Origin of the sequence: Lonepinella sp. BR2474 (assembly GCF_051851555.1) — a bacterium.
In the GTDB taxonomy this organism is placed as follows: Bacteria; Pseudomonadota; Gammaproteobacteria; order Enterobacterales; family Pasteurellaceae; genus Lonepinella.
This window is the reverse complement of sequence record NZ_JBPDVH010000012.1, coordinates 19,374-36,897: the sequence shown is the minus strand read 5'-3', so window position 1 is coordinate 36,897 and position 17,524 is coordinate 19,374. Positions and strand designations below refer to the sequence as shown.

The 17,524-nt window shown below is 41.2% G+C and carries 18 protein-coding genes, 1 other RNA gene and 1 pseudogene; 8 read left to right on the top strand and 12 right to left on the bottom strand.

Translation table 11 applies throughout. The features are described from left to right. Nucleotides 1-176: 176 nt before the first annotated feature. From mnmA to ACTG7Q_RS10615, 10 genes are all read right to left on the bottom strand, one after another. Nucleotides 177-1,328, bottom strand: coding sequence for a tRNA 2-thiouridine(34) synthase MnmA (gene mnmA / locus ACTG7Q_RS10660; RefSeq protein WP_439243722.1), 1,152 nt, complete (start codon nt 1,326-1,328; stop codon nt 177-179). A gap of 139 nt (nt 1,329-1,467) precedes the next feature. Continuing rightward, on the bottom strand, nt 1,468-1,710 hold the full coding sequence (gene nqrM / locus ACTG7Q_RS10655; protein WP_439243720.1) for a (Na+)-NQR maturation NqrM: 243 nt from the start codon (nt 1,708-1,710) through the stop codon (nt 1,468-1,470). Between the two features lie 9 nt (nt 1,711-1,719). Then, nucleotides 1,720-2,763 carry an FAD:protein FMN transferase gene (locus ACTG7Q_RS10650; RefSeq protein ID WP_439243718.1) on the bottom strand — a complete coding sequence of 348 codons (1,044 nt, stop codon included), beginning with the start codon at nt 2,761-2,763 and terminating at the stop codon, nt 1,720-1,722. Nucleotides 2,764-2,890: 127 nt separating this feature from the next. Further along, on the bottom strand, nt 2,891-4,120 hold the full coding sequence (gene nqrF, locus ACTG7Q_RS10645; RefSeq protein WP_439243716.1) for an NADH:ubiquinone reductase (Na(+)-transporting) subunit F: 1,230 nt from the start codon (nt 4,118-4,120) through the stop codon (nt 2,891-2,893). 10 nt (nt 4,121-4,130) lie between these two features. Then, nucleotides 4,131-4,727, bottom strand: coding sequence for an NADH:ubiquinone reductase (Na(+)-transporting) subunit E (nqrE, locus tag ACTG7Q_RS10640; RefSeq protein WP_439243713.1), 597 nt, complete (start codon nt 4,725-4,727; stop codon nt 4,131-4,133). Between the two features lies 1 nt (nt 4,728). Further along, nucleotides 4,729-5,352, bottom strand: a complete 624-nt coding sequence (locus ACTG7Q_RS10635) for an NADH:ubiquinone reductase (Na(+)-transporting) subunit D (protein ID WP_439243711.1) — start codon at nt 5,350-5,352, stop codon at nt 4,729-4,731. Beyond that, entirely contained in the window at nt 5,352-6,125 is a 774-nt protein-coding gene (locus ACTG7Q_RS10630) for a Na(+)-translocating NADH-quinone reductase subunit C (protein WP_439243709.1), read from the bottom strand. Before ACTG7Q_RS10630 ends, ACTG7Q_RS10635 begins: the two co-directional genes overlap by 1 nt. Beyond that, the gene (locus tag ACTG7Q_RS10625) at nt 6,118-7,353 is read right to left on the bottom strand and encodes an NADH:ubiquinone reductase (Na(+)-transporting) subunit B (RefSeq protein ID WP_439243706.1); all 1,236 of its coding nucleotides are present in this window, start codon (nt 7,351-7,353) and stop codon (nt 6,118-6,120) included. Before ACTG7Q_RS10625 ends, ACTG7Q_RS10630 begins: the two co-directional genes overlap by 8 nt. A gap of 2 nt (nt 7,354-7,355) precedes the next feature. Continuing rightward, the gene (locus ACTG7Q_RS10620) at nt 7,356-8,687 is read right to left on the bottom strand and encodes a Na(+)-translocating NADH-quinone reductase subunit A (protein ID WP_439243703.1); all 1,332 of its coding nucleotides are present in this window, start codon (nt 8,685-8,687) and stop codon (nt 7,356-7,358) included. Nucleotides 8,688-8,965: 278 nt separating this feature from the next. Then, on the bottom strand, nt 8,966-9,277 hold the full coding sequence (locus ACTG7Q_RS10615) for a BolA family protein (RefSeq protein ID WP_439243700.1): 312 nt from the start codon (nt 9,275-9,277) through the stop codon (nt 8,966-8,968). 102 nt (nt 9,278-9,379) lie between these two features. Between ACTG7Q_RS10615 and ACTG7Q_RS10610 the strand changes: the two genes are divergently transcribed. The 6 genes and pseudogenes from ACTG7Q_RS10610 to glyS all read left to right on the top strand — a co-directional run bounded on the left by ACTG7Q_RS10610 (nt 9,380) and on the right by glyS (nt 14,885). Further along, a complete protein-coding gene (locus tag ACTG7Q_RS10610) occupies nt 9,380-9,979 on the top strand; it encodes a YajG family lipoprotein (RefSeq protein ID WP_439243698.1) in 600 nt (199 codons plus the stop codon). Nucleotides 9,980-10,145: 166 nt separating this feature from the next. Beyond that, nucleotides 10,146-10,877: a 16S rRNA (uracil(1498)-N(3))-methyltransferase gene (gene rsmE, locus ACTG7Q_RS10605; RefSeq protein ID WP_439243696.1), complete on the top strand. Its 732-nt coding sequence runs from the start codon at nt 10,146-10,148 to the stop codon at nt 10,875-10,877. 67 nt (nt 10,878-10,944) lie between these two features. Continuing rightward, on the top strand, nt 10,945-11,853 hold the full coding sequence (gene glyQ / locus ACTG7Q_RS10600) for a glycine--tRNA ligase subunit alpha (protein WP_386689237.1): 909 nt from the start codon (nt 10,945-10,947) through the stop codon (nt 11,851-11,853). Between the two features lie 62 nt (nt 11,854-11,915). Next, a pseudogene (locus ACTG7Q_RS10595) lies at nt 11,916-12,266 on the top strand (endonuclease domain-containing protein); the annotation flags it as partial. A 157-nt stretch (nt 12,267-12,423) separates the two neighbouring features. Next, a complete protein-coding gene (locus ACTG7Q_RS10590) occupies nt 12,424-12,813 on the top strand; it encodes a hypothetical protein (protein WP_439243693.1) in 390 nt (129 codons plus the stop codon). A 5-nt stretch (nt 12,814-12,818) separates the two neighbouring features. Continuing rightward, nucleotides 12,819-14,885 carry a glycine--tRNA ligase subunit beta gene (gene glyS / locus ACTG7Q_RS10585; protein WP_439243690.1) on the top strand — a complete coding sequence of 689 codons (2,067 nt, stop codon included), beginning with the start codon at nt 12,819-12,821 and terminating at the stop codon, nt 14,883-14,885. A 54-nt stretch (nt 14,886-14,939) separates the two neighbouring features. Here glyS and pepP read toward each other — a convergent pair whose 3' ends face one another. Next, a complete protein-coding gene (pepP, locus tag ACTG7Q_RS10580) occupies nt 14,940-16,277 on the bottom strand; it encodes a Xaa-Pro aminopeptidase (protein WP_439243724.1) in 1,338 nt (445 codons plus the stop codon). 10 nt (nt 16,278-16,287) lie between these two features. Then, on the bottom strand, nt 16,288-16,833 hold the full coding sequence (locus tag ACTG7Q_RS10575) for a YecA/YgfB family protein (protein ID WP_386691458.1): 546 nt from the start codon (nt 16,831-16,833) through the stop codon (nt 16,288-16,290). Between the two features lie 103 nt (nt 16,834-16,936). On the opposite strand from ACTG7Q_RS10575, the gene ACTG7Q_RS10570 reads away from it, so the two are divergent. Then, nucleotides 16,937-17,260: a cell division protein ZapA gene (locus tag ACTG7Q_RS10570; RefSeq protein WP_439243687.1), complete on the top strand. Its 324-nt coding sequence runs from the start codon at nt 16,937-16,939 to the stop codon at nt 17,258-17,260. 64 nt (nt 17,261-17,324) lie between these two features. Continuing rightward, a non-coding RNA gene (ssrS, locus tag ACTG7Q_RS10565) (6S RNA) lies at nt 17,325-17,522 on the top strand. Nucleotides 17,523-17,524 lie beyond the last annotated feature (2 nt).

Genomic DNA, 17,524 nt, shown 5'->3' with positions numbered 1-17,524 from the left:
CAACAACTGAATTGTGATTTTTTTAACATACAGGGTGTAGAAAATCATACGAAAAAAGAATTACAACGTTTTGAGAAAAATTAGTGGGTTTGAAATATGATAAAAAAGAGCGTTATGCTCTTTTTTTATGGGTTACATTCATTTATCAAGTCATAGCTCAATATTCAAAAACAGAATTATTTCACTTGCGTTTCAATCACCCCGCCACCCAAACAAATTTCTCCCTGATAAAACACCGCACTTTGTCCTGGCGTGACGGCAATTTGGGGTTCATCAAAAACGACACGGATATTATCATCATCTCGTGGGATAATTTCACAAGCAATATCTTCCTGACGATAACGTGTTTTTACGGTACAGCGTAGATTCTGGCGAATCGGCTGGCGATCGACCCAATATAGTTGGCTTGCCGTTAAACCGGTTGAAAGTAAGGCTGAATTATCGTGACCTTGTGCGACAATAAGCACATTATTGATTAAATCTTTTTCTACCACATAAAAAGGTTCTTCGCTTAATCCTTGTACTCCACCAATGCCTAAACCTTTACGTTGTCCTAAGGTGTGATACATTAATCCGTCGTGATGACCCACTAACTTACCCTCTACGGTACGGATTTCACCCGGTTGAGCAGGCAAATAACGTGCTAAGAAATCTTTGAATTTGCGTTCGCCGATAAAGCAAATGCCGGTGGAATCTTTTTTCTTGGCAGTGACTAAACCTAAATCTTCAGCAATGGCTCGAACAATAGGCTTTTCAATATCCCCCACAGGAAATAAACTTTGCCCAACTTGCTGATGACTTAAGGTGTAAAGAAAATAGCTTTGATCTTTGTTGCTATCTAAACCACGTAATAATCGAGCATGCTCATCATCACCCGAACGGCGAACATAATGCCCTGTGGCGATATAATCCGCACCTAAATCTTCTGCCGCATATTCTAAAAAGGCTTTGAATTTAATTTCTTTGTTACAGAGAATATCAGGATTTGGCGTACGGCCTGCTTTATATTCGCTAAGAAAATGCTCAAAGACATTATCCCAATATTCCGCTGCAAAATTGATTTTATGTAAGTGAATGCCCAGTTTATCGCAAACTGCTTGTGCATCGGCGAGATCGGCTGCGGCAGTACAATAATCCGTATCATCATCTTCTTCCCAGTTTTTCATAAACAAGCCCTCCACTTGGTAGCCTTGTTGTTGCAAGATAAAGGCGGAAACCGAGGAATCTACACCACCTGACATCCCCACAATAACTTTTTTGGTTTGGTTTTGGGCGAGTTGATCGGGGGTTAGGGTTGGGAAATGATCGTTATAGGTTTTTGATTGCATAGGGTATCTCTTTTTTTACCCTCACCCTAGCCCTCTTCCAAAGGGAGAGGGGGCAGAATGAGGAATAATTTTATTTTAATCTTCGCCCTAAAAATCGTTCCCTCTCCCTTTGGGAGAGGGCTAGGGTGAGGGTTCTACATTACTTCACTTCATAAAACGCAGGTTTCGCAAAGCGTTCTAATTCTTTTGGATCGGCTTCGCCTTTGGCTACTTTATCTTTCAAATTGTCACAAGGTTCATCGCAGTCACAAACTTTTTTCATGCCTAAAGCAGAAATGCCCCCACAACTTCCTTGAATAGATTTACGTTTAACAATATACCCTAACGCCATGCCGAAAATAACCAGCATAAAAATGCCAAAGGTAACTAAAAAAACTTGCATAATATTTCCTTATTGATGTTGTTCCGCTAAAAGTGCGGTGAATTTTGATGACATTTTGGTTTCAAAACCTTTATCGGTTTTAATAATCATATAAATGGCAATGCCTTGTTGTTCTGCTATCTCCAGTGCTTTTTGTTCGCCTAGTACGAATAATCCCGTGGATAAGCCGTCTGCAGTCATGGCAGAAGGATGTAATACCGTGATCGAAGCGAGATTATGTTGCACTGGGTAACCTGTTTTAGGATCGATTTCATGGCTATAACGAATACCATTTTGTTCAAAATAATTACGGTAATCTCCAGATGTCGCCATGCCTAAATTTTTCAAACCGACAATTTTTTGGGCGGAACGAGAACCATCAGCATTCGGTTGTTCAATGGCAATTTGCCAGTCTTTGTTTTCCGCATTTTTGCCCTTGGCTCGGATTTCTCCCCCGATTTCGACCAGATAATTGGCAATATGGAGCTGATCTAAATAATCTGCCACTTGATCCACGCCGTAGCCTTTGGCAATAGAAGATAAATCCACATAAAGCTCCGGAATACTTTTTTCTAGGCTAAATTTATCCGCACGTTGGCTTAGTTTTAATTTATCAATGCCGACTTTTGCGAGACGTTCATTTAATTGTTGCTGACTAGGTTGTCTATTCAAACGTTTATCAGGGCCAAATCCCCATAAATTGACTAAAGGCCCCACCGTGACATCTAATGCACCGTCTGTTAATTTGTTTAAACGGATAGATTCCGCCATCACTTTGCCTAATTCAGGGGAAATTTCAATGGATTGATTGACTTGTGTATTTTGATTAAAACGGCTTAATTCCGATGTCGGAATATAGGTGGACATTTGGTCATTCACCTTTTTCAATACCACTTCAATTTGCTCATGGGTTTGTTCTGCTTGTTGGCTTACCTTGCCATTATCAATATATTTGATATGGTAGGTGGTCCCCATGGTTTTGCCTGATAGGGTGATAATTTCGGGATCTTTGCCACAAGCAACGAGAAAAAGGCTTAAGATTAAAAGGAATAGGTATTTGATGGATATTTTCATTATATTAATAAAGGTATCAACTGTTTCAATGTGTTGTAGGGGCGGATCGATGTATCCGTCCGAAAATTACGCTCCGTTTTTAATGGGCGGATACGTAGATCCGCCCCTACGGTTAAAAGATAACGCATTAACCACCAAAGTCATCTAATAAGATGTTTTCGTGTTCAACGCCTAAGCCTTCTAGCATTTTGATTACCGCTGCATTCATCACCGGTGGTCCACACATGTAGTATTCACAATCTTCAGGGGCTTCGTGATTTTTCAGATAGTTTTCATAAAGCACGTTGTGAATAAAGCCAGTGTAACCTGTCCAGTTATCTTCTGGTAACGCATCAGATAAGGCAATATGCCATTCAAAGTTATCGTTTTCACGTGCTAACATATCAAAATCTTCTTCATAGAAAATTTCACGTTTAGAACGTGCACCGTACCAGAAGGTCATTTTACGTTTACTGTGTAAGCGTTTTAATTGGTCGAAGATATGCGAACGCATTGGTGCCATACCGGCACCACCACCAATAAAGACCATTTCATTATCGGTTTCTTTGGCAAAGAATTCACCAAATGGCCCTGAAATCGTGACTTTATCACCTGGTTTTAATGACCAAATATAAGAGGACATCTGACCTGGTGGCACGTCTGGATTACGTGGCGGTGGTGTAGCAATACGCACGTTTAGCATAATAATGCCTTTCTCTTCTGGATAAGATGCCATAGAGTACGCACGAATAATATGTTCATCCACTTTTGAAACATAACGCCAGAGATTAAATTTATCCCAGTCTTCATGATATTCTTTTGGAATATCGAAGTCTTTATATGCCACAGTATGTGGTTCCGCTTCAATCTGAATATAACCACCGGCACGGAATGGCACTTCTTCACCTTCAGGGATGGCCAATTTAAGTTCTTTGATGAACGTGGCTTTGTTATCGTTAGAAATAACGGTACATTCCCATTTTTTCACACCAAAGATTTCTTCTGGCAATTCAATATCCATAGAAGATTTGACGTTCACTTGGCAAGATAAACGATAGCCTTCTTTGGCTTCACGTTTGGTAATATGCGAAAGTTCGGTTGGTAGAATTTCGCCACCGCCAGATTTTACTTTCACCACGCATTGACCACAAGAGCCACCGCCACCACAAGCGGAGGAGACGAAAATCCCTTTGCTGGCTAAAGCACCTAATAATTTACCACCGGCTGGCAAGGTGATCGCTTTTTCAGGATCATCATTGATAGAAATGGTAATATCGCCCGAATCCACTAATTTAGATTTAGCGAATAAAATAACTACTGCAAGCACTAATACAAGGGCTGTAAAAATGCCGATACCGAAAATAAAATTACTATCCACGATACGCTCCTTATAATTGAATGCCTGAGAATGACATAAAGCCTAACGCCATTAAGCCTACGGTGATAAAGGTGATACCTAAACCACGGAGACCTGCTGGTACGTCAGCATATTTCATTTTTTCCGTTAAACCCGCTAATGCAACAATCGCTAACATCCAGCCAGTCCCTGCACCGATACCATAAACCACGGATTCAGGGAAGTTGTATTCACGTTGCACCATGAAAGATACGCCACCGAAGATCGCACAGTTTACCGTGATTAATGGTAAGAAGATCCCTAACGCACTATAAAGGGCAGGGAAGAATTTATCTAATACCATTTCAAGGATCTGTACCAATGCCGCAATCACGCCGATAAAGGTGATGAAGTTTAAGAAGGTTAAATCTACCCCTTCCACTAAGGCCCCATCTTTTAGGATGTGAGTAAACACTAATTGGTTAGCAGGCACCGCAATACCTAATACCACGATAACCGCAATCCCTAAACCAAAGGCGGTTGAAACTTTCTTTGACACCGCAAGGAATGTACACATACCAAGGAAGAAAGAAAGTGCCATATTCTCAACGAATACAGACTTTACAAATAGACTTAAATAATGTTCCATTTTATTTCTCCACTTGCTCAGGTTTCCAGGTTCTTAAACCCCAGATTAGGAAACCGATAATAAAGAATGCACTTGGTGCTAATAGGAATAACCCATTGGTTTGATACCAACCGCCATCATTGATGGTTTGGAAGATAGTCACACCGAAAAGTTTACCTGAACCAATTAATTCACGTAAAAATGCCACGGTAACTAAAATGGCACCATAACCTAAACCGTTACCGATACCGTCCACAAAACTTTCTAATGGAGCAGATTTCATGGCAAAGGCTTCCGCACGTCCCATGACGATACAGTTCGTGATAATTAAGCCAACGAATACCGAAAGTTGTTTGGATAAATCATAGGCATAAGCACGTAAAATTTGGTCAACCAAGATTACCAAGGAGGCAATGATCGCCATTTGTACGATAATACGAATGCTGTTTGGAATATAATTACGGATAAGTGAAATAAATAAACTTGAAAAAGCCGTTACTAAACTTACCGCAATCGCCATCACGACCGCTGTTTGTAATTGGGTTGTTACCGCCAATGCAGAACAGATCCCTAAGATTTGTAATGCGATCGGGTTGCTATCCGCAATTGGGGATAACAACAGTTTTTTGTAATTAGAGCTAGCCATTAGTTTGCCCCCATTGCTGCTTTGAATTTGGTCAAATATGGACCGAAACCATTTGGACCGAACCAATATTTAATTGAACCATCTACACCGTTAGAGGTTAAGGTTGCACCAGATAAGGCATCTACACCGTGTTCTACATCAGCAGAACCACCTTTGTGTACACCTAAAGCAACATCACCTTGTGGGTTGAAGATTTTCTTATTTTCAAATTTTTTCTGCCAAAGCGGATTCGCAATTTCACCACCCAGACCAGCGGTTTCACCTTGTTCATAGTAGGTGATACCTTTCACGGTATTGGCATCAGTGGCTACCGAAACAAAGCCATACATCACTGACCATAAGCCATTACCATACATTGGTAATACGACCTGAGTAGTATTGCCTGCATCATCTTTGACTAAATAAATTTCGGCATATTTTGCCCGCACTTTAATGTGTGCTTTATCGTCATCAGGGCTGATGGCAATACTGGTCGCAGGATCTTTAGCCGCCACTTTCGCGTCAAAGTTCTTCACGTCATCTACATAGTCACCAGTGGCTAAATCCACGATTTTAGGCTCAACGGATTTGGCAAAGACTTCTTGAACATTAATGTTGGGCTGCATTAAACCAGCAGCTTGTAAAATATTTTTTTGTTTATCAAGTTGTTTCTGAATATCTTGCGTAGGTTTTAACAGCACTGCCGCACCCGCTACTACAAGAGAACAGACTAAGCTCAATAACACCACGACGGTTAATGTGCCGCCGACGCTATCTTTATTAAATTTAGACATTGCGAGCTCTCCGACGTTTGATATTTGCTTGCACCACTAAGTAGTCGAACAATGGAGCAAATAAGTTAGCGAATAAAATAGCCAACATCATCCCTTCTGGGTAAGCTGGGTTGACGACACGAATTAATACTGCCATAAAGCCGATTAACGCACCGTACCACCATTTACCTTTTTCAGTAAATGACGCTGAAACAGGGTCAGTCGCCATAAAGATCATACCAATCGCAAAACCACCTAACACTAAGTGCCAGTGCCAAGGCATGGAGAACATGGCGTTGGTTGAAGAACCTATTAAGTTAAAGGCTGTCGCTGTAATCACCATACCTAAGAACGTACCGGCAATAATCCGCCAAGACGCAATGCGAGCGAATAAAATAATCAATCCACCGATAATTAAGGCAAGGGTGGAAACTTCCCCCATGGAACCTGGGATATTGCCTAAAAACGCATCCATCCACGTAATTGGTTGACCTGTAGAGATGTGTTTTAATGCCGCTTCACCACCTTGTGCCCATTGAGAAAGAGCGGTTGCACCAGAGAAACCATCTGCCGCAGTCCAAACTGCATCACCTGAAATTTGAGCAGGGTAAGCGAAGAATAGGAATGCACGACCAGCAAGGGCAGGGTTCATAAAGTTTTTACCGACACCGCCGAATACTTCTTTCGCTACGACTAAACCGAAAGTAATCCCTAAAGCCGCTTGCCATAATGGTAAGGTTGGTGGAACAACTAAAGCAAACAGAATTGTTGTTACGAATAAACCTTCATTAACTTCGTGACCACGAACTACCGCAAAGGCAACTTCAATCGCAGAACCTAACAAGAAAACAGTTAGGTAAATTGGTAGGAAAAACACCGCACCTAATGCCATTTTACTGCCGATACCAGCATCTAAAGAAACATCTAAACCTAACCATTGAACAATCGCATAGTGCCAATCTTGAGTAGCTAACGCATCAACAGTTGTAGCAAGACTTGCAATCGCATTGATGGATTGATGACCCACATTGTACATACCATAGAATACCGCAGGGAACAACGCTAACCAAACGGTGATCATCATACGTTTTGAGTCAATCGCATCACGTACGTGTGTCCCATTTTTTGTTACCGTACCTGGCGTGTAAAGCAAAGTAAACATTGCTTCAAACACAGGGTAAAGTTTGGCAAATTTACCACCAGGTAGGAATGCGGGTTCCATTTTTTCAAAAAGATGTTTTAACCCCATTTTTAACCTTCCTTCTCAATTTTTTCTAATGCTTGACGTAACAGGACACCGTAATCGGTTTTACCTGGGCAAACATAGGTACAAAGGGCTAAATCTTCTTCATCTAACTCTAAGCAACCTAGGGTTTGGGCAGAATCCGTATCACCGGCGGCTAAATCACGTAATAATAAGGTGGGTAAAATATCCAATGGCATCACACGTTCATAAGAACCAATTGGCACCATGGCACGATCGCCACCGTTAACTGCGGTGGTAAAATTGAATAATTTACGGCTAAAGTGACCTAATACGGTACGAGTAATGGAATATTTGCCTGCTTGTGGCGTAATCCAACCCATAAATTCTTTTTCGTCACCTTCGGCTAACACGGAGACTTGTAGGGCATAACGACCTAAGTAATCATGTGGGCCTTGTGCGGTGGCACCGTTTAACACAGAACCTGAAATCACACGGTTGTTACCGGCATTTAGCTCATTAGCGGTTAATTGCGATAAATTCGCTCCTAAACGGGTCCGCACTAAACGTGGATTTTTCACTTGTGGACCGGCTAAAGACACAATACGGTCGGTAAACAATTCACCGGTGGTAAATAATTTACCAATCGCAATCACATCTTGATAATTCAAATGCCACACATGTTTTGTGAAACTGACAGGATCAATAAAGTGAATGTGTGTTCCTACCAAACCAGCCGGATGAACGCCTTTCACTTCGTGAACGGTTGCGGTTCCTACGCTTGGCAAGGTAACACCAGCGGCTTTCACCAAATTAATTTTGTTGTGTAAACGACCTAGCACGGTTAAACCATGAGCGAAATCATCGGCATATTGCTCAATAATTACCGCAGGATCCGCTGCCAATGGATTAGTATCCATGGTGTTCACAAAGATAGACGATGGAACCGCATCAACCGCTGGAATTTTACTGAATGGACGGGTGCGAAATGCGGTCCATAAACCAGAAGATTGTAGATTTTGACGAACTTCTTGTTCGCTTAATTGATTTAACGCAGAAACTTCGTATTTAGCAAAAGTTTCTTGTTCGTTACCATCCAGAGCAATCACCACAGATTGCAATACACGCTTGGCACCACGATGAATCGTCGTGACAGTACCACTTGCAGGAGCAGTGAAAACCACGCCAGGGTTCTTTTTATCTTCAAAAAGTACCTGACCTTTTTTCACAACATCGCCTTCACGTACCTTCATAGAAGGACGCATACCCACATACTCTTCGCCAAGCATAGCAACTTCAGTTACGGCATTACCGTCACGGATGACTTGTTCTGGTTTTCCTGCAATAGGAAGATCCAAGCCTTTTTTAATCGTAATCATTATTTGCACTACTTTTTCGTTAGGGTTGAAAATTAAGCCATTATTTTAGAAAAATTCCAAAATAATGACCGCACTTTGAGCGATAACATAGGGAGAATCAAGACAGCCCCCCAAGAAATCATAAAAATAAAAAACTCAAATTCGGTGTTGTTGTTCATAAAAAACAATAATAACAAGGTATTTTAACCAAAATTTGATTATTCTTCCAGTTTAACCGTATTTTTTTCCCTATTTTTGTTAAAAAAAAGTAAAGATGTTTTTCAACTACCCCAAAAGCGTTATTGTCCCACCCCGACACATTTCGGTGAAGTTGGATAATTTCCTTGTAAGGTTTGCCACTCTGTGAGCGTATAAGTGTGTAATGCTAAAGCATGAATGCTTTGGGCTAAATCTTGTGCAAAAAGTTGATACAGCAAACGGTGCCTTGCCACTTGGCGAAGTCCATTAAATTTATCGCTGACTAATACAATTTTAAAATGCGAATCGGCCCCTTTTCCTGAACTGTGCATGTAGCTTTCATTTTCCACTTTCACAAAGTGCGGTTGAAATTCGTTAATTAAACGTTGCTCTAATTCTTGTTGTTTTGACATAATGGCTTTCCTATCATAAAATTTTACGCAAAGGCTATACATTATTGACGAAGTTTGCAAGAATATGTGCATATAAATTTCATCTTACTAAAAGGAGCAATTATGACATTGATTAAAAAATTCTCATGGGGGGCATTCGCATTAGGCGCCCTTTTATTAGCCGGCTGTTCTTCCACGCCGAGCAATACCTTAACCTTTAATCCTCAGTCCCCAACGGCCACCACCGCATTTAATACGCAAAATCAAAAAGCCATTGTGAATGTGGTGAGTAAAGACGGACGGAGTCAAACCGAGGTGTCAAGTTACACCCTGAATAGTGCATTATTTAAACTTTATTCTTCGCCAGCAGTGGAAAAATTATTTCAACAAGTGGTACAACAAGACTTGAACGCAAAAGGTTTCCGTTTAGCCACAAATGGCGTGAATACCAATGTGCTTGTGACGGTGAAAGAATTTTATGCCAAAGTCGAAGAGGGCAACATTCGTCATAAAATCACTTCCAGAGTGCAGTTAGAAGTGCATGTGCAAGGTATCAAAGGCAACTTCACCAAAAACTTCGGTGCAAGTCGCATTGATGAGGGGGCGTTAGGCGTGAATAATAACGATATTCAAAAATCCTTGGATGCCACCTTAAAAGATGTTGTGTCTGCCTTATATAAAGATACGGAAATTGCGGGGGCAATTAGTCGTTACGTGGAATAATCACCGTCGGCATTTGCTATCTATCGTGCCATCCCTTATTCAAAAAGAAGTTCTGTCTTGTGCAGAACTTTTTTATTTGAATTACGAATAACCTTAAAAAACCTTGTTTTTTTTCACCGCACTTTGCTTTATTATAGCGAGACTTGATGAAAAATATGAAATAACCATGAGAATACCCAGAATTTATCACCCCGAACCTTTAGAAAATCAAACCCACTGCCAACTCAGCGAAGATGCTGCCAATCACGTTGGGCGAGTATTGCGTATGCAGGTTGGCGAAAAATTAGCGCTGTTTGATGGCTCAAATTATATTTATCCTGCTCAAATTACCGAAAGCAGTAAAAAAACGGTCAGTGTCGAAATTTTAGATCGTCAACTTGATGACCGAGAAAGCCCGTTAAAAATCCATTTAGGACAAGTGATTTCTCGTGGCGAACGAATGGAATTTACTATTCAAAAATCCGTGGAATTGGGCGTGAATGTGATCACGCCACTTTGGTCAGAACGTTGTGGTGTGAAATTAGATGCGGAACGAATGGAGAAAAAAATTCAGCAGTGGCAGAAAATTGTCATTGCTGCTTGTGAGCAATGCGGTCGCAATGTGGTGCCAGAAATTCGTCCAATGATGAAATTGCAAGATTGGTGTGCGGAGCAAGATGGCACGTTAAAGCTCAATTTGCACCCAAGAGCCAAGTATTCCATTAAAACTTTGCCGCAAATTCCTGCGGCTGGTGTGCGATTGCTGATTGGATCGGAGGGCGGTTTGTCGCCACAAGAAATCAGCCAAACCGAACAACAAGGCTTTACCGACATTTTGCTTGGCAAGCGAGTATTACGCACTGAAACGGCAGCATTGACGGCAATTACTGCGTTGCAAGTGTGTTTTGGTGATTTATAACCGTTTTATATTCATCAATTTTCCCGTATAATGCGGTGCAAATTTTCATTATTTTTTGAGATAACTTATGACAACAACATTTAACGTAAAAACATTCCAAGGGATGATTTTAGCCCTGCAAGATTACTGGGCGAAACAAGGGGCAACCATTGTACAGCCTTTTGATATGGAAGTGGGGGCAGGGACTTCTCACCCAATGACGGCACTGCGTGCTTTAGGACCTGAGCCAATGGCATTCGCTTATGTACAACCATCACGCCGTCCAACAGACGGTCGTTACGGCGAAAATCCAAACCGTTTGCAACATTATTATCAATTCCAAGTGGTGATTAAGCCGTCTCCTGATAATATTCAAGAACTCTATTTAGACAGCCTAAAAATGCTCGGTTTTGACCCAACGCAAAATGACATTCGCTTTGTGGAAGATAACTGGGAAAACCCAACTTTAGGCGCGTGGGGCTTAGGCTGGGAAGTGTGGTTGAATGGTATGGAAGTGACCCAATTTACCTATTTCCAACAAGTAGGCGGTTTAGAATGTCGTCCTGTCACAGGCGAAATCACCTACGGTTTAGAGCGTTTGGCGATGTATATTCAAGGTGTGGACTCTGTGTACGATTTAGTTTATTCAGACGGGCCACTCGGCAAAACCACTTACGGCGATGTGTTCCACCAAAACGAAGTGGAGCAATCTACTTATAACTTTGAATACGCCGACACGGATTTCTTATTCCAATGTTTCGACCATTACGAAAAAGAAGCCAAAGCCTTGTTAGAATTAGAAAAACCGTTACCATTACCTGCTTACGAACGCATTTTAAAAGCCGCACACAGCTTTAATATGCTGGATGCACGCAAAGCGATTTCGGTGACGGAACGCCAACGGTATATTTTGCGGATTCGTACACTGACCAAAGGTGTAGCAGAGGCTTATTATGCGAGTCGTGAGGCGTTGGGATTTCCTGGATGTAAGAAGTAAGCGAGAAAAAATCTCCCCCTAACCCCCTCTTTTTCAAAGAGGGGGAATTAAAAAATGTATCGTTAAAATTAAATTCACAAAAATTGCGTTCAGCACAAACTGAACCTGAAAAGCGACTATGGGAAAGAATTAGAAATGATCAGTTATTAGGGTTTCGTTTTTATCGACAAAAGCCATTATTAAGCTATATTGTTGATTTTTATTGTCCAAAAGCAAATTTGGTGATTGAATTAGATGGTCGTCAGCATTATGAATATGATTATCAGGAAAGTGATCGTATTCGAGATGTCGAACTTAATTCAATAGGATTACAAGTTTTAAGATTTGATAATCAAGAAGTTTTATTTGAACTTGATACGGTTATTGAAAAAATTGTAAAAAATTTTCCCACCCTTACAGTTCCCCCTCTTTGAAAAAGATGGGGCTAGGGGGAGATTTGAAGTATTTACTAAGGCGAGATTAGCTACACAAAGCATGGAAAATGAGTGAATAACCAATTGCATATTATTGCAGGCACTGCCTGTACAATTGTAATTTAAGAGATACTACTAATATTTTAAGGAAATTAATATGAAAACAAATTTATTACTGTTAATTTTATTAACGTTGGGATTGAGTGCTTGTTCAATAACACGCCAGCCTATTGAAAAAGCCAGTCTACTGACAGCTGGAATGACGGAGTCGGAAGTTAATAATATTCTGGGAAACCCTATTATGAAACGTACTAATGGACGAGGCTCATATGCTCAATGGTGTAAAACAGGCATTGTTACTCCGATTACACCTATTGATTTTGACAATTATTTAATTGCTTTCTTCTATGATAGCAAGCTGGTGGGAACACGAGATTATACAGAAAATACGACCGATGCTCGTTATGGAGATTGTTCAGCGTTATATCACGAAATTGAATGGATACCATCTCCTACAAAGACTGAATACAAATTGAAAGAGAAATAAAAACAATGACAACCCAAAACTTCCTAGTAGAAATCGGCACTGAAGAGTTGCCACCGAAAGCGTTAAAAACCTTGGCTACGGCTTTTGCGGAGAATTTTACCGCAGAGCTTAATCAAGCAGGTTTAACATTCAGCCAAGTAAAATGGTTCGCTGCCCCACGCCGTTTGGCGTTGAAAGTGGAAAATCTAGCCACCGAACAGCCAAGTAAACAAATTGAAAAACGAGGGCCTGCGGTTGCGGCAGCCTTTGATGCCAATGGCAATCCGACCAAAGCCGCAGAAGGCTGGGCGAGAGGTTGTGGCATTACTGTGGATCAAGCGGAGCGTGTGGCGACTGATAAAGGCGAGTGGCTAGTACATCGTGCGGTGCTACAAGGGCAAGCCACCAAAAATCTTTTGCCTGATTTAGTCGCAAGTGCATTGGTAAAATTACCGATTCCAAAACCAATGCGTTGGGCGGATAAAACCGTGCAGTTTATTCGTCCTGTGCATACGGTAACCATGTTACTCGGTTCGGAATTAATTGACGGCGAAATTTTAGGCGTGAAAAGCGGTCGTACTATTCGTGGACACCGTTTTTTAGGTGAGCGTGAATTTGACATTCAGCATGCTGATGAGTATCCGCAAATCTTGGCGGAGCGTGGTCAAGTGATTGCGGATTTTAATGAGCGTAAAGCCATTATTCTGGCAAAATCTCAGGAAAAAGCCACCGCACTTGGTGGTGTGGCAGATATTGATGAAGACTTATTAGACGAAGTTACATCTTTGGTTGAATATCCAAATGTGTTGACCGCCAAATTTGAAGAGCGTTTCTTGGCTGTGCCTGCGGAAGCCTTGGTTTATACGATGAAAGGCGACCAAAAATATTTCCCAATTTATGACAAAGACGGCAAATTATTACCGCACTTTATTTTTGTTTCCAACATTAATCCAGCCGATCCAACGGCGATTATTGAGGGTAACGAAAAAGTGGTGCGTCCACGTTTGACGGATGCGGAATTTTTCTTCAAAACTGACTTGAAACAGCGTTTGGAAGACAGACTACCACGCTTAGAAACCGTGTTGTTCCAACAACAACTGGGGACATTGCGTGATAAAACCGCTCGTATTGAGCAGTTGGCAGGTGAAATCGCCGCTCAAATTGGGGCGGATGTGGCAAAAGCCAAACGTGCAGGTCTTTTATCAAAATGTGATTTAATGACCAATATGGTGTTTGAATTTACCGACACGCAAGGCGTAATGGGAATGCACTATGCTCGTCACGATGGCGAAGATGAAGACGTGGCGGTGGCATTAAACGAGCAATATATGCCACGTTTTGCGGGCGATAATTTGCCAAATTCCTTAGTGGCTTGTTCGGTGGCGTTGGCGGATAAAATTGATACGCTAACAGGCATTTTCGGCATTGGACAAGCACCAAAAGGCAGTGCCGACCCATTTGCATTACGCCGTGCGGCTCTTGGTTCATTGCGGATTATTGTAGAAAAAAATCTTCCGCTTGATTTAACCGATTTAGTGGAAAAATCTACCTCACTTTTTGGTGACAAATTGACCAACAAAAATGTGGTGAATGACGTTGTGGACTTTATGCTCGGTCGTTTCCGTGCGTGGTATCAAGATGAAGGTATTGCGGTGGACGAAATTCAAGCGGTACTTGCTCGCCGTCCAACTCGTCCTGCGGATTTTGATGCTCGTGTGCGTGCAGTGTCGCATTTCCGCACCTTGGATTCAGCGGAAGCGTTGGCAGCAGCCAATAAACGAGTGAGCAATATTCTCGCCAAAGCGAATATTGAAATTGGCAATATCGATCTTTCTGCCTGCGTTGAGCCTGCGGAAAAAGCCTTAGCGGAAAACGTGGTAGCCTTGCAACAAGCAGTACAACCGTTAATTGCCAACGGTGATTACAGTGCAGTGCTAGATGAATTAGCCAATCTTCGTCAGCCAGTAGATAATTTCTTTGATAACGTGATGGTGAATGCGGATGATCAAAAACTTCGCCAAAACCGTTTAGCGATTTTGAAAGCGTTACAAGATTTATTCTTGCAAGTGGCGGATATTTCCGTTTTGCAATAATGGTAAATAGATAACAAAAAGGCTTGCGATTGCAAGCCTTTGTTTTGGTTTCAATTATCTTTCCGCCATTAATGCCTCAATCTCATCAATCTCTTTTGGCACAGCAGAAGTAAAGATTTTATTCCCTGTTTCGGTAATTAAAATATTATCTTCAATGCGTACGCCAATACCTTTATATTGTTCAGGTACATCCGATTTTGATGAAATATATAAGCCTGGTTCAACCGTTAACACCATGCCAGGTTGTAACGTGCGGTCTCTGATTTTGGAATTTCTATCCACATTGTGTGTGCCGTTGCTATAACTGCCGACATCATGCACATCTAACCCTAACCAATGCCCTAAGCCGTGCATATAAAATTCTTTGTAAGCCTGATTGGCAATGAGTTCGTCCACGTTGCCTTTTAAAATACCTAAACGGACTAAACCCTCGGTTTTAATTCTCACCACTTCATCATTGGCTTGTTGAATAGAATTGCCTGCCACTAAGATTTCAAGTGCCCGTTTTTGAGCTTTTAGCACGATCTCATAAATTTCCCGTTGTGCTGGGCTAAATTTGCCGTTGATTGGGAATGTTCTGGTAATATCGCCTGCATACATGGCAAACTCACAGCCTGCATCAATGAGCAATAAATCGCCGTCTTTGAGCGGGTGATCGTTTTCAACGTAGTGCAAAATACAAGCGTTTTCGCCACCACCGATAATACTATTATAAGATGCCCCTCTCGCCCCAAATCGACTAAATTCATGCAATATTTCACCTTCAATTTCATATTCAAAACGATTGGCACGGGCTTCTTTCATGGCACGAATATGGGCGAGTGCAGTGATTTGTCCTGCTTGTTGCATAATGCGAATTTCATTTTCAGATTTGAATAAACGCATTTCATCTAATATTGGTTGTAATGGGGTAAATTCTGTCACGCTTAATTCAGGCAGTAAATTTTGCATAAACGCATCGTCAGCGGAGCGACCATCTAATCCTTGTAAAAAATAAACGGTTTTGGCACCAGACAATAAGCTAGGTAGCTGTTGTTTCAATTCACTGATATTAAACGCCCGATCGATTTGTAAGGCTTGCGGTGCTTTTTCAAGACCTACTCGTCTGCCGTCCCAAGTTTCTCGTTCAGGATCAGACGGACGGAGAAAAAGTGCGGTAGAAAATTGCTGATTTTTTTTACTTAACACTAAAACCGCATCAGGTTCATTAAATCCGGTGAGATACCAAAAATAGCTATCTTGACGGAATGGATAAGTGCAATGGCTATTACGAAATACTTCTTTTGATGAAAAAATCACCGCACTTGAATCATCTTCCATTTTTGCAAATAAGGTTGCACGGCGTTGAATAAATTCTTCTTTGGGAATGGCGTGCATATAGGCTAAATCCATCATTTTCCTCCTAGTGAATCGTGGGTTTGGTTTTCTCGAATGGGCGAAAATGCGTATAAAACAAAGCCGCAATCGTCCGAACATATTCAATAATTTCTTCTAAGGCTTCGGCTAATTCTTCCGGATCATCTTGTTCATCATAGCCTAATTGGCAGATGTCATGCAAATCATCAATGGCCTCACCAATTTCGCCTTTTTCTTTGTCTAATTGGGTTTGCACCAAACCTAAGCCCAATAAAAAGTGATTCGCCCATTCGCATAGAGCATCGGCTTGTGCAAAAATATCCGCATCTTCGTCTGGCAATAATAATTCAAAATTAAAACCGTCAATATCGCTTAAAGTGCGGTTAATTTTGGCATAGATTTCGGTAACGTCATTTAATAAGGCGGTAGGATAGGCGTGATTATCGTTGGTAAATTGATAAAGCAAGGGTTGCCAACTTTGATCATCTAATCCACCACAAATCAGCCCACTGAGAAATCCGTGCAATTCGGCAGCAGACAGGGCGATACTGGCAGATTTAAGTTTTTGGTTCAGTTGAAAATAGTCGATCATATTTTTCCCCTTTAATGAATATCCGTTAATTCTAACAGATTATTCATGACATAAAATCTTTCTCTGTGGCATAATAACAAAAAATTCAAGGAATGGTGAGAATATGGCATTAAAAAAGATTGAATTAAATTTGTTAGGGCAGATTTTTTTATTAAATGTTCCCGAAGAACAGCATGATGACTTGCGTGAGGCGGCCAGATTGCTGGACGTACGTGTCAGCGAAATGAAAGAACGCATGCAAACCGTGCAAGTGGATCGTGCGGTAAATATTGTGGCGTTAAATTTAAGTTTTGAATTGTTGCAAGAAAAACAAAAAAATAATCTGATGGAGAAAGTGTTGCAAGATCAGATCCAGCAATTATCTGCCTCTTTAGAAAATATCTTAACTCGCACAACAAATCAACAGCCAGCGTATGAAATTCAATAAATCTGCTTTTTTAGCTGAAATAAATGCTAGTCAAGCGGCGGAATTTGCGTTAGTATAATTCAAAGATTACCTGAGATGTTCGCCAAAGGGTTACGTCCCTGAGCCGATACTTACATACTTCGAGTTGGTTCTCTGTGTTATTGGTGTGCAGGCTTAATTTGTTCTTGTAACAAAGTTAAGAAGCCTAAAAATGACTAAAACTGACTCCCTTGAACCGTCGGGTTCAAGGACCGACCACCCGCAACGGCATCTCGGGGCCTTTCA